18 protein-coding genes are annotated in these 18,257 nt (G+C 61.9%); 16 read left to right on the top strand and 2 right to left on the bottom strand.

Translation table 11 applies throughout. The annotated features are described in order from the left end of the window. Positions 1-2: 2 nt before the first annotated feature. From mnmG to GJ654_RS06705, 12 genes are all read left to right on the top strand, one after another. Positions 3-1,874 carry a tRNA uridine-5-carboxymethylaminomethyl(34) synthesis enzyme MnmG gene (gene mnmG, locus GJ654_RS06760; protein ID WP_155445380.1) on the top strand — a complete coding sequence of 624 codons (1,872 nt, stop codon included), beginning with the start codon at positions 3-5 and terminating at the stop codon, positions 1,872-1,874. After that, complete coding sequence (rsmG, locus tag GJ654_RS06755; protein ID WP_155445379.1) at positions 1,874-2,524, top strand: 16S rRNA (guanine(527)-N(7))-methyltransferase RsmG; 651 nt, start codon at positions 1,874-1,876, stop codon at positions 2,522-2,524. Before mnmG ends, rsmG begins: the two co-directional genes overlap by 1 nt. Further along, positions 2,525-3,343, top strand: a complete 819-nt coding sequence (locus GJ654_RS06750) for a ParA family protein (protein WP_155445378.1) — start codon at positions 2,525-2,527, stop codon at positions 3,341-3,343. 27 nt (positions 3,344-3,370) lie between these two features. Next, positions 3,371-4,231, top strand: a complete 861-nt coding sequence (locus GJ654_RS06745; protein WP_155445377.1) for a ParB/RepB/Spo0J family partition protein — start codon at positions 3,371-3,373, stop codon at positions 4,229-4,231. 195 nt (positions 4,232-4,426) lie between these two features. Further along, complete coding sequence (locus tag GJ654_RS06740; RefSeq protein WP_264586162.1) at positions 4,427-4,702, top strand: acyl carrier protein; 276 nt, start codon at positions 4,427-4,429, stop codon at positions 4,700-4,702. Next, positions 4,699-5,913 (top strand): beta-ketoacyl-[acyl-carrier-protein] synthase family protein, encoded by a 1,215-nt coding sequence (locus GJ654_RS06735; RefSeq protein WP_155445376.1) that lies wholly within the window; start codon positions 4,699-4,701, stop codon positions 5,911-5,913. Before GJ654_RS06740 ends, GJ654_RS06735 begins: the two co-directional genes overlap by 4 nt. A gap of 1 nt (position 5,914) precedes the next feature. Continuing rightward, on the top strand, positions 5,915-6,313 hold the full coding sequence (locus GJ654_RS06730) for a hypothetical protein (protein ID WP_155445375.1): 399 nt from the start codon (positions 5,915-5,917) through the stop codon (positions 6,311-6,313). Between the two features lie 8 nt (positions 6,314-6,321). Then, positions 6,322-6,738: a MaoC family dehydratase gene (locus GJ654_RS06725; protein ID WP_155445374.1), complete on the top strand. Its 417-nt coding sequence runs from the start codon at positions 6,322-6,324 to the stop codon at positions 6,736-6,738. A gap of 70 nt (positions 6,739-6,808) precedes the next feature. Continuing rightward, entirely contained in the window at positions 6,809-7,822 is a 1,014-nt protein-coding gene (locus GJ654_RS06720; protein ID WP_155445373.1) for a complex I NDUFA9 subunit family protein, read from the top strand. Positions 7,823-8,313: 491 nt separating this feature from the next. Next, positions 8,314-9,408 (top strand): response regulator, encoded by a 1,095-nt coding sequence (locus tag GJ654_RS06715; RefSeq protein WP_155445372.1) that lies wholly within the window; start codon positions 8,314-8,316, stop codon positions 9,406-9,408. Between the two features lie 332 nt (positions 9,409-9,740). Next, complete coding sequence (locus tag GJ654_RS06710; RefSeq protein ID WP_196305459.1) at positions 9,741-10,169, top strand: type II toxin-antitoxin system RatA family toxin; 429 nt, start codon at positions 9,741-9,743, stop codon at positions 10,167-10,169. Beyond that, positions 10,169-11,071: a 1,4-dihydroxy-2-naphthoate polyprenyltransferase gene (locus GJ654_RS06705; protein WP_155445370.1), complete on the top strand. Its 903-nt coding sequence runs from the start codon at positions 10,169-10,171 to the stop codon at positions 11,069-11,071. Before GJ654_RS06710 ends, GJ654_RS06705 begins: the two co-directional genes overlap by 1 nt. Here the strand turns inward: GJ654_RS06705 and ubiE are convergent, their stop codons facing one another. Beyond that, positions 11,072-11,791, bottom strand: coding sequence for a bifunctional demethylmenaquinone methyltransferase/2-methoxy-6-polyprenyl-1,4-benzoquinol methylase UbiE (gene ubiE / locus GJ654_RS06700; RefSeq protein ID WP_155445369.1), 720 nt, complete (start codon positions 11,789-11,791; stop codon positions 11,072-11,074). A gap of 203 nt (positions 11,792-11,994) precedes the next feature. On the opposite strand from ubiE, the gene GJ654_RS06695 reads away from it, so the two are divergent. Genes GJ654_RS06695 through GJ654_RS06680 form a run of 4 tightly spaced genes read left to right on the top strand, consistent with a single transcriptional unit; the run spans position 11,995 to position 16,818 of the window. Then, positions 11,995-13,272 carry an isochorismate synthase gene (locus GJ654_RS06695; protein WP_155445368.1) on the top strand — a complete coding sequence of 426 codons (1,278 nt, stop codon included), beginning with the start codon at positions 11,995-11,997 and terminating at the stop codon, positions 13,270-13,272. Further along, the gene (menD, locus tag GJ654_RS06690) at positions 13,269-14,939 is read left to right on the top strand and encodes a 2-succinyl-5-enolpyruvyl-6-hydroxy-3-cyclohexene-1-carboxylic-acid synthase (RefSeq protein ID WP_196305457.1); all 1,671 of its coding nucleotides are present in this window, start codon (positions 13,269-13,271) and stop codon (positions 14,937-14,939) included. Before GJ654_RS06695 ends, menD begins: the two co-directional genes overlap by 4 nt. Then, positions 14,936-15,772, top strand: a complete 837-nt coding sequence (gene menB / locus GJ654_RS06685; RefSeq protein ID WP_425540375.1) for a 1,4-dihydroxy-2-naphthoyl-CoA synthase — start codon at positions 14,936-14,938, stop codon at positions 15,770-15,772. Before menD ends, menB begins: the two co-directional genes overlap by 4 nt. Further along, the gene (locus tag GJ654_RS06680; protein WP_155445365.1) at positions 15,769-16,818 is read left to right on the top strand and encodes a mandelate racemase/muconate lactonizing enzyme family protein; all 1,050 of its coding nucleotides are present in this window, start codon (positions 15,769-15,771) and stop codon (positions 16,816-16,818) included. The genes menB and GJ654_RS06680 overlap by 4 nt, the downstream gene beginning before the upstream one ends. Here GJ654_RS06680 and GJ654_RS06675 read toward each other — a convergent pair. Further along, positions 16,762-18,081 (bottom strand): class I adenylate-forming enzyme family protein, encoded by a 1,320-nt coding sequence (locus GJ654_RS06675; RefSeq protein ID WP_155445364.1) that lies wholly within the window; start codon positions 18,079-18,081, stop codon positions 16,762-16,764. The genes GJ654_RS06680 and GJ654_RS06675 overlap by 57 nt on opposite strands. Between the last annotated feature and the right edge of the window lie 176 nt (positions 18,082-18,257).

Genomic DNA, 18,257 nt, shown 5'->3' with positions numbered 1-18,257 from the left:
TGATGAAGCGCGCGTATGACGTCGTTGTGATTGGCGGGGGGCACGCCGGTTGTGAGGCTGCTGCCGCTGCCGCTCGCGTGGGTGCGGCCACGCTGCTGTTGACCCAGAAGATCGCGACAATCGGCGAACTCTCCTGTAATCCGGCGATTGGTGGTTTGGGGAAGGGGCAGCTTGTTCGAGAATTAGATGCTCTCGACGGTTTGATGCCTCGCGCTGCTGATGCGAGCGGGATCCAGTTTCGGCTCCTCAACAGGTCCAAGGGCCCGGCAGTTAGAGGTCCACGCGCGCAGGTGGATCGTAGTTTGTATAAGCGTGCGGTCATTGATCTTCTGCAAGGCACTCCAAATCTTTGCATTTTCGAAGGGATTGCTGCAAATCTGACCCTTTGTTCTCGGTCGGGGCTTGAGATTGAATTGCTCGATGGGTCCGTCTTGGCCGCGGCGGCGGTGGTCATCGCAACGGGGACCTTTCTTAACGGTAAGATTTTTATTGGAAATGAGGTGTGGCCCGCGGGTCGCATCGGTGACGCACCGTCGACTCATCTCAGCCAGACATTGGCAAGTGTCGGTTTTAAGATTGATCGTCTTAAGACCGGAACCCCGGCACGGTTATTGAGGAGTTCAATAGATTGGGCAACTCTGGATCTCCAGCATGGTGACGAGACGCCCGAGTTGTTTTCCGCATATTCCACGAAGGTCGTGAATAGGCAGATGCCATGCGCGATCACATCGACCAATGACGACACGCATCGCGTCATTCTTGAAAACATTGATAGAGCGCCAATCCATTCGGGGCTTATTTCGGGTCGCGGCCCCCGTTACTGTCCTTCGATCGAGGACAAGGTCGTCAGGTTTGCTGACCGCGATAAGCACCAAATATTTCTCGAGCCTGAGGGGCTCGACGACGAGACCATATATCCGAATGGGATCTCCACATCGCTGCCTCGTGACGTCCAAGATCAATTCATTCGAACTATCGCTGGACTTGAACGCGTTAAGATATTGAGGCCGGGCTACGCTGTGGAATACGATTACGTTGACCCGAGGGAACTTAGGCCGACTTTGGAGACAAAAAAGATCGCGAATTTGTATTTCGCAGGCCAAATCAATGGAACTACTGGATACGAAGAGGCGGCGGCCCAGGGTCTGGTCGCTGGACTTAACGCGGCTCTCCGGGCCGGGGGGGCGAAGGAGGTGACCTTTGGTCGATCCGATGCCTATATCGGTGTGATGATCGACGACTTGGTTACACGTGGCGTAACCGAGCCGTATCGCATGTTTACCTCCCGCGCCGAGTTCAGGTTGTCGTTGAGATGCGACAACGCCGACGAGCGACTGACGGAGCGAGGTATTGAAGTTGGATGCGTTTCGCGCGAGAGGCAGAGGATTTTTCGCGAGCGACAAGCCGAGACTTCTCGTCTCGCAAGTGTTTTGCGCGAGAGAAGGCTTACGCCAACCGATGCCCGCCGCCACGGTTTGCCGGTTAATCTTGACGGTAAAACGCGCACAGCCTACGCGATTTTATCTTATCCGCAAATCGGGTTCGGAGACTTAGTCGCCATTTGGCCGGAGCTGGGAAGTTTTGAGCAAAGCGCGATTGATAAAGTCGAAGTCGACGCAAAATACTCCGTTTATCTCGGCAAACAAGAGACAATGGTCGCGAACCTGCGGCGGGACGAGGACGTCCTCCTATCCGCCGATACGGACTATGACATGGTTCGAGGCCTTTCAAACGAAGTTAGAGCGAAATTGAAAGCGACGCGTCCACTGAATCTCGGTCAAGCCAGCCGGATTGAGGGCATGACACCTGCCGCGCTCACTATTTTGCTGGCGCTGAGCAAAAAGCGGTCCAGAGAAGTTGAGGCCGCGTCGTGATGGCAGACGCGGATCGTGCACCTGAACTCGCTTCCATCGAATTGACTGCGGAGCAAATTGCCAAGCTGAAGATCTACGAATCTCTTCTGGCAAAATGGCAGAGACGACTGAACTTGGTGGCGCGGTCAACGATATCTCAAATTTGGCCTCGCCACTTCGAGGACTCTCTTCAGTTGCTTCCTCTAGCCGGCAACTGGCGGAGATGGGTTGATATTGGAAGCGGCGCTGGGTTTCCAGGAATGGTCATAGCCATAATGTCGCCGAGCCAAGAGGTGCATTTGGTCGAATCCGATAGGCGGAAGGCAGCCTTTCTCGGTGAGGTTTCACGTGAAACAGATGCTCGAGCTTACATCCACGTTGATCGGATTGAGCGCGCGCTGCCAGAGTTGGCGACCTCGTTGAACTTCGACATTATTTCCGCGAGAGCTTTGGCCCCAATAGGAGATTTGCTTCGTTATGCGGAGCCAGTCCTTCAGAAGGGCGCACGCGGGCTGTTTTTGAAGGGGAAAGAGCTCGCGCGCGAATTGACCGACTCACCCGTTAACGATACTTTCTCCTACGAACTGGTGAATAGTGCGACTGAGCGCGACGCTAAGATCGTCGTCGTGCATCACCTGAAAATTCCGTCGACGCATCGGTTGGAGCAATAAATGGAAAATCAAGACCGTATGCGAATTCTCGTTCTTGCTAATCAGAAGGGCGGCGTAGGAAAAACGACTACGGCGATCAACCTCGGCACAGCCCTCGCGGCGATAGGTGAGACCGTTTTGATCGTCGATCTTGACCCGCAAGGAAACGCTTCAACCGGCTTGGGAATAGACCCCGCGAGGCGGAAGCTCTCCACCTACGATGTCCTAAGCGGAGAGGCGACTCTGGCTGCCGTCATCCAGTCAACCGTAGTGCCGCGTTTGTACATTTCTCCATCGACGATGGATCTTTTGGGTTTGGAGCTATTGATAGCAGATCAAAAGGATCGTTCGTTTAGGTTGAGGAACGCTCTGACTTCGTTTGCAAAAGACAGCAGGGGGGCATTGTCTGAGAAATTCACGTATGTTCTTATCGACTGCCCTCCATCTTTAAATCTACTGACGATCAACGGGCTTGCCGCAAGTGACAGCGTCTTGGTTCCCTTGCAATGCGAGTTCTTCGCTCTCGAGGGTCTCTCCCAACTGCTTTCAACCGTTGAGCACGTCAAGCGTAGTCTTAATCCGGCCTTGACAATACACGGGGTCGTCTTGACGATGTTTGATGGCCGAAACAATCTGGCGAGCCAGGTCGTCGCAGACGTACGCTCATTTCTCGGCAAGAAGGTTTATGAAACAGTTATCCCGCGAAACGTCCGGGTCTCTGAAGCGCCATCCTATGGGAAACCTGTCCTGTTGTATGATCTAAAGTGCAACGGTTCCCAAGCTTATTTGAAGCTCGCTTCCGAGGTGATTCAGCGGGAACGCGAGTTGCGAGCGGCGTGACGGCGATTTGATACACAGGGTGTCCAGATGATCGATGATGCGCGTCCGCGGCTTGGGAGAGGTCTTGCTGCGTTGATTGGGGAGAATCTCCCAGCAAATTCGCCTGCTGGACCTTCTCCGCAGCGAACCGCGCCGATCGAGTTTTTGCGGCCTAATCCGCGAAACCCTCGTCAGCATTTCTCCGACGAAAGCTTGCATGAACTTGCAGAGTCAATTCGAGAGCGTGGGATCATCCAGCCCATCGTCGTTCGCGAACTGACCGGCGTAAGTAATCTCTATGAAATCATTGCGGGTGAACGACGGTGGCGCGCCGCGCAGCGCGCGGGGTTGCACGAAGTTCCGATTGTACTTATCGAAGCTGATGATCGGCTATCTCTCGAACTTGCGATCATCGAGAATGTGCAACGCGCTGATCTAAACGCAATCGAAGAGGCCAAGGGTTACAATCGGCTGATGGAGGAGTTTTCTTATAGCCAAGCCGACCTCGCTAAAATACTTGGCAAGAGCCGCAGTCACGTCACGAACACTCTTCGGCTGTTGAAGTTGCCGGAGTCGACACAAGCGTTTGTCGTCGATGGCCGAATTTCGGCGGGCCACGCGCGCGCACTTCTCTCGCTAGATGATCCTGCCGCGCTTGCGCGACGAATTGTTGACGACGGGTTAAGCGTACGCGATGTTGAGCGCATGGTTGCTTCGAAGGACGGGGCGCAATCAACTCCGGCGCGGGCGGTAGAGAAAGACGCGAACATAAAGAAGATCGAAGCCGATTTGGGAGATGTCCTGGGGGTGACGGTCAGTGTGAGCGCGCGCGGGGAGGCGGGTGTGATCAGCATCAAGTTCGCGACGACAGACCAGTTCGATCTGATCACTCGGAAGTTACTCAACTAAGATGCGTGAGCTCTCACCTGACGCGCCTTTCAGATTCGCTGGCTTCTTCGGAATTCGTGTGGCGAGAATTCCCTTGGTATGCTCTGCGGGCGTTGGTACATGATAACTATTGCGTTCGAATGCAGGCTTTGCCGGCCTTAGAGGCGCCGGTCGGCCTGACCAGAATAGATCGACGATGCAATCAGAGGTGAGCTTGTGACTTCGAACCCGAATGACCAGCAAACAATGGTCAATGATATCCTCGACGTGATTGCGACCGAGGGCATGATCTCCCGCGAGAAACTTCAGGATGATGCGACAATTGAAAGTCTGGGGTTGAAGTCAATTGATATCGTGATGATCCTTACCGCGATCGAGGAACGGTTCGACGTCTATATTCCGATGGATGGTTCTTTTCAGGACGCAAAGGATCTTAAGGGGCTTGTCGACGCAATCAGCGCGCATATTCTTAAGGAAAAGACCGAGAAATGACCGGTCGTCGCGTCGTCGTCACAGGAATGGGTTCGGTAACAGCGGCCGGCATTGGCGTTGAGGCTCTGTGGGCGGCCGCACGAGACGGACAGTCGTGCGTAGGCCCGCTCGACGTTCGTCAGCCTTACGGCGGCCGCATAAAAATCTCAGCACAAGTTCGTAATTTCGATACCCTGGAGCGGCTCGGCCCGGAAATAGCGCCATTCGCGGATGCTTTCGCCGCCTACGCTTTGGTGGCTGCAGACGAAGCGTTGCTTCAGGCTGGTCTCACCAAATCGGAACGCCAAGGGAACAGGTGCGCGGTCCTGCTGGGGACAGGCATCGGAGGAATGCGGACGATCGATGACGGCATATTCTCGGTCTACTTCGCGAACAAACGGCCGGAAGCGCTGACCGTGCCGAAACTCATTCCGAGCGCAGGTCCGGCATTGCTGTCTATGCGCTACGGGTCTACCGGCCCTTGCTTTGCAGTAGCCAGCGCGTGCTCATCAGGAGCTCAGGCGATCGGACTTGGCATGCAGATGATCCGGTCTGGAATGATCGATCGTGCGATCGTCGGCGGCTCCGAGGCGTGTGCGACAAATGGAACGATGCGTGCCTGGGAGAGCCTGCGGGTTCTCACGCCCGATTTATGTCGCCCGTTCGCCAAGAATCGCAACGGCATGGTTTTGGGAGAAGGTGCGGCGATTTTTGTTCTCGAGTCCGAGGAAACAGCTCTGGCTCGTGGCGCCCAGCCTCTTTGTTACGTCGCTGGTTATGGAACAAACAGTGATGCGCTCGATCCAGTGCGTCCAGACCCCGCGAGCGCGGCCGCATGCATGAATATGGCGCTGCACGATGCTGGGCTGACGGCTAAGGATATCGGGTATGTGAACGCTCACGGGACCGCCACCGTTGCGAATGATGTGAGCGAAGCGGCCGCGCTGAATCGTAGCTTTGGCCCGCTCGCAGGACAATTGCTCGTATCGTCGACCAAGCCAATCCATGGTCATGCGCTTGGCGCAGCGGGAGCTATCGAGCTTGTGATTTCCGTCATGGCTTTGCGTGACCAAATTGCCCCGCCAAATTTGAACGTCGAGGTTCAAGATCCACAATGCGCCATCAGGTTGGTGGGGCCTAACGCGATCGACTGCCCCATGAACGCTGTACTTTCCAATTCTTTTGCGTTTGGAGGCATCAACGCGTCACTGGTCCTCACATCAGTGGCCTAACGTGAGCACTTTGCCCGGCATCCGGCGTGCTGGTCCTGTGCGCGTCACGACCGCAAAGGATGCCGTCCGTGAATTTAGGCGCGAGGCCGGCTGGCGAGAGGAAGAAGGCGATGTTCCGCTGAGTTTCCCGGTAGTTTGGATGAAACATCCTGCGATCGCGGAGCCGATTCGAATCGCCGCTGAAGAGGTGGGCCTTCCCGTTCACGAATCTCAAGAATTTCGGTATGCCCAGCCGCTACAAGTAGATGTCGAGTACAATCTCATGCTGGAGCTGAAATACGAAGCCGATCCCGCGCGACTCGTCGCAACAGCCCAGATTGTTGCTCCTAGCGGAGTAATCATAGGAACAGTCGTTTCGAAACTTCGGTTGATTGCGATGCAGCCTGATCTGCCTTCTTGAGGCCCCCTTTGAATTCTGCGACGCTACTGCAGGGCGAAAAGTTGCCGACCGTGATCATCGGACCGTTCACACATGAGAACCTAGCCGACTACGCTGCAGCTTCCGGCGATTTCAATCCACTGCATCTCGACTCAACAGTTGCCCGTCAATACGGCTTCTCTGCTTGTCCCGTTCATGGCATGCGCATCTTGTCCGCGTTTGAGCAGTTGTTGCGCGATTGGCGTGGCGACCTGATTACACTGAGCTTGAAAGCGCAATTCCTTACACCGGTTCTGGTGGGGGAACGCGCGACCTTATCCGGTCGTGTCGCCAAGGTAGAGAAGAGAGGCGTCGGTTTCTTCGGCGTTGTCAGATTGATGGCTCATACTGAGCAAGGCTCTCCCGCGATCGTCGCCGAGGCTCGGGTAAAACAGCGGGTCAAGTGAGCCAAGCCGAGAGCCGCGCGGACGATGAGTTCCTAGTGAAAACAGTGTCGAACCAATGGCAAAGGCGTGAATGATGAGCGAACTTTCTAGGACCGAGGGTCGGATCGTCACAGTTTTTGGTGGATCGGGTTTCGTCGGCCGTCATCTCGTTCGGGCCTTGGCCAGGGATGGATGGAGGGTTCGCGTTGCGACACGCCGACCCGACTTGGCTTATCATTTGCAGCCTCTCGGAAAAGTGGGGCAGGTACACGCTGTTCAAGCGAACATTAGGTTTCCCGAATCGCTTGCTGCAGCGCTCCGAGGCGCTGATGCCGCTGTCAATCTCGTTGGCATCCTCGCGGAAACCGGGAGGCAAAGTTTTGAGAGTGTGCAGGCCCTGGGAACCGCTGCGGTAGCAGAGGCCGTAAAGAGCGCCAAGATTCACAATTTTGTCCATGTTTCGGCCATCGGCGCTGACCCGAATTCGCGTTCGGCCTATGCTCGAAGCAAGGCCCAGGGCGAAGCGGCGGTTCTTGCGGCGAACCCGCGCGCGCACATATTGCGACCATCGGTCATTTTTGGGCCAGAAGATCAGTTTTTCAATCGGTTCGCATCTATGGCGCGGATTATGCCAGTTTTGCCGCTGATCGGCGGAGGAACGACAAGGCTGCAACCGGTTTACGTCGGTGACGTCGTCGAAGCGATTACCCGCTCATTGGCCGGCTTAGGTGAGGCGGGCGCCGTCTATGAACTCGGTGGGCCAACGGTACGAACCATGCGGGAAATCATGGAATTTGTGCTTTCGATTACACATCGTCGCCGAATCCTAGCGCCAGTCTCGTTTGCCACGGCTTCTAAAATCGGACTAATTTCTGAGGCCGCAAACAGCGTTTTTAGGGGCTTGTTTCCTGCTGAGTTTGCACTAACCCGTGATCAGGTGGAGTTGTTGAAATATGACAACGTCGTTTCGGCCATAGCCGATTCGGAAAGCCGCACCCTACGAGGATTGGGGCTAATGCCCGAGACGATGGAAGCGATCGTCCCCTCCTACCTGTCTAGATTCCGCAGGAGCGGACAGTTCGCAAGTGAGCGTGCCGCCGAATGATCACGAATTGGCATTGCCCCAACTTTCATCCAGCTTCCCTGGCGTTGGAATTGCCTGTTTATGATTGATCGATTTTGTGGCCCGGCGCAAAGCCGGCTAACGCCATGAGGGTCAGACGCTTCGCCTTGATGGTCGGACATCCGCGGGTCGAAGATTATCCGAGAGCGGCGCCGGCCGGGGTCAGGACCGTGCCGTGGATCTTCGTCACCGGGATTGGACAATGAAGAGGCACAAGCCAGAGGCGACCGCGGGCCCAAACGGACCCCTCATCGCGCAACGACCAGCGATCGCGTTGCAGATTGAGCCCTTCGTCAGATGGCGCGGCACACCCCGCCGGAATTCTGGAAATGTTGACCTCACTTTTCCGAGGCGCCACGTTAAAGGGGCGCAGTTAACATTCCCGCGCTTGTAACATACCGCCTGATCACGGATGATTTTCATCGCTGCTGCAGGGGGTGCGGTACGTCGGGCTGACTGAGAAACGAGGCGCGATGACGGGCAAACAGAGATTCACAGTTCTCCTGATCGATGATTCCCCGGAAATTCTGGACACCCTGGGTGCGCTGCTGAGCGACGACTACAAGGTCCTCGCAGCACGGGACGGATTGACAGGGCTCAACATCGCCACCCGACGTCCGCAACCGCATCTCGTCCTGCTGGACGTCATGATGCCGGATGTCGATGGCTACGCTATCCTCGCCCGGATGAAGGAAAGTCCGCTGACCCGTGACATCCCGGTCGTGCTGCTGACGTCGCTGACCGATCCGGCGAGCGAGGAGCATGCTTTTGAAATGGGCGCCTCCGACTACATCGCCAAGCCGATCAAGCCCAATGTGCTCAAGGCGCGGGTGCGCGCGCAGATCGAGGCGTGGCAAGCGCGCGAATTCCTGAGGACGCAGAACGACCAGCTCAGGGCGAATCTTTTGCGTTTCGAGACCGACAACGACCTGACGCACCTCTCCGCCATCCGGATTCTGGCCCTTTTGTCTGGAATGCGGGACAATGCGACGGGTCAACATTGCGAACGCGTCCAAGACTTCGTTTGGCTTCTGGCCCGATTGCTTCGCGAGCACGATCGGTTCAAGGGCACGCTCACCACCGAATTCATTGACTTGCTGGTCCAGTCGGCGCCGCTGCATGACATCGGCAAGGTCGGTGTTCCCGATCGCATCCTGCTCAAGACCGGTCCGCTCGAGGCGGAGGAGTGTGCGGTGATGAGGAGCCATGCGCAGCTTGGCTGGGAAGCGATCGACAAGGTCGAGCGCGAGATCGGGCGCTCGGCGCCCTTTCTGTCCGTGACCAAGGAGATTGCCCGTTCGCATCATGAAAGATGGGACGGCGGCGGTTATCCCGACGGACTCGGCGGAGAGGCAATTCCTGTTTCGGCGCGACTGGTGGCGCTGGCCGACGTGTTCGACGCCCTGATTTCGCGGCGTCCCTACAAGGAGCCTTTTTCTCTCGACGAGGCGCGCGATATCATAGCCGCAGGTCGTGGCCTCCGCTTCGATCCCGATGTGACCGATACGTTCCTCGCCCATTTCGAAGAATTCGTCGAAGTTGTCGAAAAATACCCCGAACGTGGTTGAAGCCGCGCCGCGCGTGCAGTCTTCAATCCTGCTGTCTTGCCACAATTTGTTCGAGCGGACTGTGATTTTCTTGCGGCGGATAGACGCCGCGCGTCGGTCGCCAAATAAATCCTCGTATGATATGGCCCTTCGGACATGAATGCGCCCGCAGGAACGACGGCGGATACCGCGCCGGGCGCAATCCCGAATCAGATTTGTTCAGGGCGCATGCGAGAAACCGCGACTCAAACGCAACACGCCAAATCCGCGCGAAGCGTCTTCTCTCGCGCGCGGGACGCCTGCCCGCGCCGCGGGCGCCTTGATCAACGCCAATGGCCCTGAGGCGCCGGATATTGCGCTTCTATCCGCGCTATTCCCCCGAACAGCTTTTTGCCCTCGCCGCTGACATCGAATCCTACCCGTCCTTCGTGCCGGGATGCCGGGCAGCGCGCATCTTGGACCGCGACGGCGACAGGCTTCGGGTCGAAAATGTTTTTGGATTCGGTCCCTTGCGCCATATCTTCGAGACCCGCGCCGAGTTGAAACCTCCGGGAGAACTCGTCATAGTCTCGCGCGATGGCCCCTGGCGCCACTTTTCCATGAACTGGCGTTTCCTTCCCGATCGGGCGGGGTGCCGCATGTCCTGCGAAGTGGCGCTGGAATTTGAATCGCACATGCTCAACCTCGTGGCCTCCGTCGGGGCCGTAGAGGTCGAACGGCAAGTCCTTGCCGCCTTCGAGCATCGCGCGGCAAAACTGTTCGGGCCTGCGGAGAGTTCTTGATGACCGTCAGCACTCCGGCCACGGCGCCGACCCTGTCCACATGGATCGGCGCGATGCGTCCGCGCACGCTGACCATGGCGCTCGCGCCCGTTCTGGCCGGCGCCGCATTGGCGTGGCGGGTGGAGCACAAGACCCATCTTGCCGCCGTGCTGGTTGCGTCTTTGTCAGCCGCATTCATCCAGATCGCCACAAATCTGTTCAACGACGCGAAGGATTTTGAGCGCGGCGGCGACGGGCCTGATCGACTGGGCCCGGTGCGCGCCGCCGCCAGCGGGCTGCTGACGCCCGACGCGATCAAGCGCGCCGCCTACGGCAGTTTTGCTCTGGCTGCGGTCGGCGGCCTTTTTTTGATAGGCGTCGGTGGCTGGCCGATTTTGGCGCTCGGCCTCGCCTCGATTTTGTGCGGCTGGGCCTATACAGGCGGTCCGAAACCGATCTCCTACTCGCCCTATGGCGAGATTTTTGTTATCGCCTTCTTCGGACTGGGTGCGGTGTGCGGAACCTATTGGTTGTGCGCCGTCACCCTTTCGCAGCCGGCCGTGCTCGCGGGTTTGGCGGTGGGGCTGTTCGCCGCCGGCGTGCTCATGGTCAACAATTTCCGCGATTCGGCTGCGGATGCGCGGGTCGGGCGCCGCACCCTGGCGATTGTCGCGGGGCCGACGCTGTCCCGTTGGCTGTTCGCCGCGATGATGTTTTCGCCTTTTGCGCTGCTCGCGCCACTAGTCCGCGCCACTTCACACGCGCCGCTGCTGCTGGCGCTGGGCGCCGCGCCGCTGGCGTTTATCCAGGTGAAGCGCCTGTTCGTGGAACAGCCGGGCCCCGGCCTGAACGCGGTGCTCGCGCGCACGGCCCAGACCCAGGCGGTGTTTTCACTGCTTCTGTCGGTCGGCGCTCTCGCCTGACTATTTTTCGCCGATGTGCAGGGCGACGATGCCGAAACTGAAATTGCGATAGGTGACGCGGGCAAAACCGGCGTCGCGGAACAGGCTCGCCAGCTCCTCCTGGTCGGGAAAGCGGCGAATCGATTCCACCAGATAAGCATAGGCTTCCGGCTGATTGGCGACCAACGCGCCCAGGCGCGGAATGACCTGGAAGGAAAACAGGTTGTAGAACGGCGCCAGCCAGGCGTGCGGCTTGGAAAACTCCAGGCAAAACAGTTTTCCGCCGGGCTTTAGCACCCGATGCATCTCGGTGAGCGCGTCACGCAGGCGGGTGACGTTGCGGATGCCGAAGGAAATGGTGACGCTGTCGAGAGAATTTTCCGCGAACGGCATGGCCTCGGCCTCGCCCGCCACCCAATCCACATAGGGCAGGACGCGATGACGGCCCGCCAGCATCATGGCGACGCTGGGATCGCAGACCGTGACGCAGCGGTCGGGCGCGGCGAGCGCGACGGCGACATCGCCGGTGCCGCCGGCGAGATCGACAATGGCCTGGCCGGGCTGCGGCGCGACGGCTTCGACCAGCCAACGCTTCCATAGCCGGTGCAGGCCGAAGGACATCAGGTCGTTCATCAGGTCGTAGCGGGGGGCGACGCCGGTGAAGACGCGGCGAATCTGCGCCCGCCGCTCGTCCGGCGCGACGGCGCGAAAGCCAAAACTGTTGTCGGGCGTTCCGGTCATCTCGTTCTCCATGCGCACGGCGGCGCAAACGCAGCTATGCGAGAATGGAAGCGGCGTCTTTGTCACCGATCAAGAAAGAAAGATCGAAATTGGCGCACAATTAGGCTATTCGGATTTGGCATCGCAGGAGCGCCGGCTTGGGAATTGTCGCCCTTCGTTCGAAACCTGAAACCGCTGCGCCCGGCGATTGGCTGGATGCGGCCGTGGGCGGTTGGTTGGAGAAGATGGCGGCGGCGCCGGGGGGCAGCCTGCTGAGTCTGGCCCTGGACCTGCCCGAACCTCTGTTCGATCTCGCCCGCAATGGCCGCGCCGACCGCTTGTGGATCGCGCCCGGCGACGAGATTCTGGGCGCCGGCGCCGTCACGGGGTTCGGCGACATGAGCGTCGAGCGCTGGCGCGCCGCCAGCCGCCGCTGGACACGCCTCGGCGCCGGCGCCCGCCCGCTGGCCTTCTTCACCGCGCCGCCCGCCCCCATCGGCGGCGCGGCGCGCCTCAGCCTTCCCGAACTGGTGTTGCGTCGTGATGCGAGCCGCTGTTCGCTGATCCTCACCGGTTTTCATGATTCCCGGCCGGTGACCGCGCTTGCCCGCCAATGGGCCGAGCGTTTTCACCTGCTCACGGCGCCGGCCGGCAAGGACGCGCACGGCCGGGTGGAGCGCGAGGAGGATTTGCCGGGCCGCGACGAATGGCGCGCCCGCGTCCGCGCCGCGACCCAGGCGATTCGGGCGAAAAAATTCGACAAGGTCGTGTTGGCGCGCAAGCGCGTCGTCGCCCTGCGCGCGCCCGTCGACACCGACGCGCTGGCGCGGCGCATGGCGCAAAACTGCGCCGAGGGCCGGGTCTTGAAACTGCCGAGCCACCGGGGCAGCGTGCTCGCCGCCACGCCGGAACTGCTGGCGGTCAAGCGCGGCGACGCCCTGGTCAGCCATGCGCTCGCGGGCACCGCGCCGCGTTTTCCGGGGCGGGCCGAAGACGACCGGGCCGCGGAGGGCCTGCGCGCCTCGGCCAAGGAGCGCCGCGAACATGCTGTCGTCGTTCAGTCGATCGCCGGCGCCCTGCGCGACCTCTGCGACGAGGTGTTTCACGCGCCAGAGCCCGACCTGATGCGCCTGCGCCGGTTGCAGCATCTGTGGACGCCGGTGACCGGGCGCTTGCGCGAAGGATTCGATCTGCTCGACGCCGTGGCGGCGCTGCATCCCACCCCCGCCGTGCTCGGCTGGCCCAAGGCGCCCGCGCGCGCCTTTCTGCGCGACACCGAGGAGCGCCGGGACGGGTTTTATACCGGCCTCGCCGGCTGGATCGACGCCGAGGGCGACGGCGAAGCGGCCGTCATCCTGCGCTGCGCCGAAATCGAGGGCCGCGAAGCTCGCCTTTGGGCCGGGGCCGGCATTATGGCGGAATCCGATCCCGACGCCGAATGGGCCGAGACCGAACTCAAGCTCACCACCTTCTTGGACATTTTGGGCGACGGCGCCCCATGAGCGAGCCGGCCCGGCTGGGATTCGCGTGGGCGCAGGCCTTGCTCGACGGTTTGGCGCGCGCTGGTCTCCGGCGCGTGGTGGCGTCGCCGGGGTCGCGCTCGACGCCGCTGACGCTCGCCGCCTTGCGCCATCCCGATCTCACCGTCGAACTGGTGGTGGACGAGCGCTCCGCCGGATTTTTCGCGCTCGGCTTGGCCAAGGCCGAAAATTCTCCGGTGGCGCTGATCGCCACCTCCGGCTCCGCCATCGCCAATTGGGCGCCCGCCGTGGTCGAAGCCGATATGGGGCGCGTCCCGCTGATCCTGCTGTCGGCCGACCGGCCCCCGGAGCTGCAAAATTGCGGCGCCAACCAGACCATGGACCAGAGCGCCCTGTTCGGCGTCCATGTCCGCGCCTTCAGGCCATTGCCGCCGCCGGAGACGCAAACCGGCTGGCTGCCCGCCTTCGCCGCGCAGATTTTTGCGGCCAGCCGCTTTCCCTTGCCCGGTCCCGTCCATGTCAACGTCCCGCTGCGCGAGCCGCTGACCCCGTCGGGCGAGACGCCGTTTTCGGGCGCCGCCGGCCCGCTTGTCTGCGCCGGCCGACTTGCGCCCGATCCGGCGGCGATCGCGCGTCTCGACGCGCTTCTGGTCGGCAAGGGCGTGATCGTCTGCGGCCCTGACGCGCTGGGTGTGGACGCGCGCGCCGCGATTTTGGACATTTCGCGCCGGCTCGACGCGCCTGTTTTCGCCGACCTGCTTTCGGGCCTGCGGTTTTTTGGCGCGCAAGACGGCGCCGTCCTCGCCCATCCCGAGGCCGTGGCGCGCCGCGCCCCGCCCTTCGACTGGGCGCTGCGCTTCGGCGGAACCCCCGTCTGCCGCGCCACCGCCGAATGGTTGTCCAAGCGGCGCGGCGTCCCGCAGATCGTGATCGCCGAGCACGGGCGCTTCGCCGATCCCGACCGCGCCGCGACACATTTTGTCCAGGCGGATGCGGCGCTGGTCTGCGCCAGCCTGCGCGGCGCCCCGTCGCCCCCCGAATGGGGGGTGTCCCTCGCCGAAGCCGATGGAATGGCCGCCAACGCCGCCGACGCCGCCTGTTCCGACGCCGTCGCCTTCGAAGGCGGGGTTTTGCGCCTGCTGCTGCAATTGCTGCCGGAGGGCGCGCCGGTGTTTTTGGCGAACTCGCTGACCATCCGCTCGGCCGAATGGTTTTCGGGACGCGGCGCCCATGCCCTGAAAATTTTCGGCAACCGGGGGCTTTCGGGCATTGATGGCAATGTTTCGACCGCGCTCGGCATCGCCAGCGCGCTCGGGCCCGCCGTCGCCGTGGTGGGGGACCTCGCCTTCCTGCACGACGTCAACGCGTTGTCGCTGATGCGCGGCCGGCGCCTGACCGTCCTGCTGCTCGACAATGGCGGGGGCGGCATTTTCGATCATCTTCCCCAGGCCTCGCTGCCGGAATTCGAGCAGGCGTGGATCGCGCCGCAGGCTTACAAGCCGGCGGCGCTGGCCGCCGGGTTCGGTCTGCGCTACATCAGGGCGGAAACCACCAATGCGGCGGTGGCGGCGGTCCTGGAAAATTTTTCTGTCGGCGGCCTGGTCGTCCACGTCGCCATCGACCGCGCCTTCAGCCTCGCGCGCTGCCGCTCGTTCTTCGCGTCCTGCCAACCGGAGTTTTGTTCGTGACTTCTTCGCCCATCGACTGGCGCCCTGCTTCCGATCAGCGTTTTGTGGACATTCTTTACGACAAGGCCGAGGGCGTCGGGCGCATCACCATCAACCGCCCGGAGCGGCACAACGCGTTTCGTCCGGAAACCCTCGACGAGATGATGACGGCGCTGCATCTGGCGCGGCTCGACCCGGAGGTCGGCGTGATCATCCTCACCGGCGCGGGCGAAAAAGCGTTTTGTTCCGGCGGCGACCAGAAAATTCGCGGCGAGGATGGCGGGTATCGTGACTCCCACGGCGTCAACCATTTGAACGCGCTCGACCTGCAACGCATGATCCGCACGCTGCCCAAGCCGGTGGTGGCCATGGTGGCCGGTTGGGCTATCGGCGGCGGCCATGTGCTGCATCTCGTCTGCGATCTGACCATCGCCGCCGAAAACGCTCGCTTCGGCCAGACCGGCCCGAAAGTCGGTAGTTTTGACGCCGGGTTCGGCGCCGGGCTGATGTCGCGCGCCGTCGGGCTGAAAAAGGCGAAGGAAATCTGGTTCTTGTGCCGCCAGTACGACGCTAAGGAGGCGCTGGAGATGGGCCTCGTCAACACCGTCGTGCCGCTGGAGCGGCTCGAGGAAGAGACCATGCAATGGTGCCGCGAGATGCTGCGCCACTCGCCGACCGCTCTGCGCGTGCTGAAGGCCGGGTTCAATGCCGACAGCGACGGGCTCGCCGGCGTGCAGGAACTGGCGGGCAACGCCACCGCCCTGTTCTACATGACGCAGGAGGGGCAGGAGGGCCGCAACGCTTTTGTCGAAAAGCGACCGCCCGATTTTTCCAAGTACACGCGGCGTCCGTGACGCTCGAAAGGGTCGTCCTTCGTCCCTATGCGCTGCCGCTGAAGCAGGCTTGGCGCGCCGCCAGCGCGACTCTGGTGGAGCGCCGGGGGATGCTGATCGGCGTGTTCTCCGAAGGTTTGGCTGGCTGGGGCGATTGCGCGCCGCTGCCGAGTTCGGACGAGCCAGGCTGCGCGTGGGCCTTTGCGGTTTTGGAGCAGGCGGCGGGCGCCTTGCGCGGCATGACGCTCGACGTCGCCCTTGATGGGATTTCGGGGATCGAGAACGCGCAGGCGCGCTGGGCGGTGGAAACCGCCTTGCTCGAATTGTCGGCGCGCCAGCGCGGGCAGCCGCTTCATGAAGCGCTGGGCGCGAAGCCTGTGCCGCGCGTCGCTGTGAACGCAGCCGTGGGCGCGCTTGACGACGGCTGCGATGAGCGCGTCGCGGCGGCCCTGGTTGATGGATTTTCTGTGCTGAAGGTCAAGGTAGGCGTTGGCGACTGGCGCGACGAGGCCCGGCGGCTGCGCGCGCTGGCCTCCGGCGCGGGCCGGTTTCGCCTCGACGCCAACCGCGCCTGGAGCGAGGCGGACGCCGCAATTTTTTTGGATGCGGTCGCGGACTTGCCCATCGACGGCGTCGAAGAGCCGGTTTCGCACCCCACGCTCGAAAAGCTGCGGCGGTTGCAGGATCGCTATCCCTTTGCGCTTGCCGTGGACGAATCGCTGTTCGAACTCGGGCCGAAAAATTTGTTCGCCGCGCGCGCCGTGCGCCGGCTGGTGATGAAACCCGCGCGCATCGGCGGTTTTCGCGAGACGATGCGCTTGGCGGGAAACGCCGCCGCTGCTGGTTTGGAGGTGGTGATCACTTCCGTGGTCGACTCAGCGGTCGGCGTCGCCGCCGCCGCGCACCTCGCCGCCCTCGTCGCTCCCGAGCAGGTCCATGGTCTGGCGACCAGTACGTGGCTCGCGTGCGACGTCGCAACGCCGCTCTCCGTGCGCGACGGCGCGCTCGAGCTAGCCGATGAGCCCGGCCTCGGGCTGGCGCCTTCGGGCGAGTTCGCGCAGTTTTAAGCGGTCGGGCTTGCCGTTGGCGAGCAAGGGCGAGGCATCCAGCCGCACAGCCGCGCGGGGCCGAAAAGGGCTGGCGACATGCTCGCGGCACCAGTTCAGCAGATCTTCGGTCGATGCCGGGCCGGAAAACACCGCCGTGACAATTTCCCCCCAGACGGGATCGGGCCGCCCGGCGACCACGACCGTCTGGACTCCAGGACATTGCGCCAGCAGAAATTCCACCGCTGCGGGATGAATTTTCTTCCCGCCGCTGACGATGGTTTCGTCGGCGCGGCCCAGGATCGTCAGGTCCCCTTCGGGCGAAATCTCGGCGAGATCGTTGGTGACGAACCAGCCGTCGGAAAGCCCGTCGCCGGGCGAAAATTCCGGGTTTGCGTAGCCGTGCATGAGCATGGGGCCGCGCACCTTCAGCCGGCCGTCGTCGGTGAGGGCGATTTCGGCGCCTTCAAGGGGGCGGCCGACCTTTCCCGTGCGCCAGTCGGGCGGCAGGCGCGGCAATGTGGCGATCTGCGCGCAGGTCTCGCTCATCCCGTAGGTCGGCTGGATCGGCCAGCCCGCTTCGGCGGCGCGATGCGCCAGTTCTGTGGGCAAGGCCGCGCCGCCGACGAGAGCGTGGCGCAGCCCGGTCGGCGCAGGTTTTTGCAGCGCCAGCAATTGCGCAAGCATGGTCGGCGTGAGCGACACATGGGTGATGCGCCCCTCGACCAGCGCGCCATGAACCCGCTCGGCGTCGAAACCCCGATGCAGCATGGCCTCCGCGCCGGCGAGGGCGCAGCGGATGAGAATGGAAAAGCCGCCAATGTGAAACAGCGGCAGGCAGGCCAGCCAGCGATCGCCCGCGCGCAGCGACGTGATTTTCGCCGAAGCCGCCGCCGATGCGGCGAGCGCCGCGCCCGTGAGCACGACGGCTTTGGGCCTGCCCGACGAGCCGCTGGTGGCGATCAGAAGGGCAGGGCCGCGTGGCGGTGAAAATTTTGGCGCGGCGGCGGGCTCCGCCGCCAAGATCGCTTCGGTGGATACGCTGCGCCCCTCGCCGATGACAAGACAGTCGCCGATCTGATCGAGCAGGTTTTTCGCGATGGGCTCGGGTAGATGGGGGTCGAGCGGGAAAATGGGCGCGTTCAAGGCGAAAGCCGCGCAAGCCGCCGTCGCCAGGGCCTCCGCCGAGGCCGTGACCGCGACGATGGGGCGGCCCGGCCTCGCGCTTCCCCGCAGCAGATGCGCGAGTCCCGCCGCGCGCTCGAAAAACGCCGGCTTAGCCATGCGCGCCGGCTTGCAGTTCAGCGATCCGCTTGCGCAGGGCGCGCGTCTCCTCGAGGTTCGTCGTTACGTCGCGCACCATCATGATGGTGAAATCGACGGAAATGCGCCGCCCGCTGCGGTCATGGCGGGCGCGGCGAGCAGGTCGCCGGAGCCGTTACGCGTGTGTCCGGTCATCA

The organism is Rhodoblastus acidophilus (assembly GCF_009720655.1).
Lineage (GTDB): Bacteria > Pseudomonadota > Alphaproteobacteria > Rhizobiales > Beijerinckiaceae > Rhodoblastus > Rhodoblastus acidophilus_A.
This window is presented reverse-complemented; position numbering and strand designations above follow the sequence as displayed.

Excerpts from the sequence above, each read along its gene's own strand:
- mnmG (WP_155445380.1), top strand. The coding sequence starts at position 3 with ATGAAGCGCGCGTATGACGTCGTTGTGATTGGCGGGGGGCACGCCGGT.
- rsmG (WP_155445379.1), top strand. The coding sequence starts at position 1,874 with ATGGCAGACGCGGATCGTGCACCTGAACTCGCTTCCATCGAATTGACT.
- GJ654_RS06750 (WP_155445378.1), top strand. The coding sequence starts at position 2,525 with ATGGAAAATCAAGACCGTATGCGAATTCTCGTTCTTGCTAATCAGAAG.
- GJ654_RS06745 (WP_155445377.1), top strand. The coding sequence starts at position 3,371 with ATGATCGATGATGCGCGTCCGCGGCTTGGGAGAGGTCTTGCTGCGTTG.
- GJ654_RS06735 (WP_155445376.1), top strand. The coding sequence starts at position 4,699 with ATGACCGGTCGTCGCGTCGTCGTCACAGGAATGGGTTCGGTAACAGCG.
- GJ654_RS06720 (WP_155445373.1), top strand. The coding sequence starts at position 6,809 with ATGATGAGCGAACTTTCTAGGACCGAGGGTCGGATCGTCACAGTTTTT.
- GJ654_RS06715 (WP_155445372.1), top strand. The coding sequence starts at position 8,314 with ATGACGGGCAAACAGAGATTCACAGTTCTCCTGATCGATGATTCCCCG.
- GJ654_RS06705 (WP_155445370.1), top strand. The coding sequence starts at position 10,169 with ATGACCGTCAGCACTCCGGCCACGGCGCCGACCCTGTCCACATGGATC.
- ubiE (WP_155445369.1), bottom strand. The coding sequence starts at position 11,791 with ATGACCGGAACGCCCGACAACAGTTTTGGCTTTCGCGCCGTCGCGCCG.
- menD (WP_196305457.1), top strand. The coding sequence starts at position 13,269 with ATGAGCGAGCCGGCCCGGCTGGGATTCGCGTGGGCGCAGGCCTTGCTC.
- GJ654_RS06675 (WP_155445364.1), bottom strand. The coding sequence starts at position 18,081 with ATGGCTAAGCCGGCGTTTTTCGAGCGCGCGGCGGGACTCGCGCATCTG.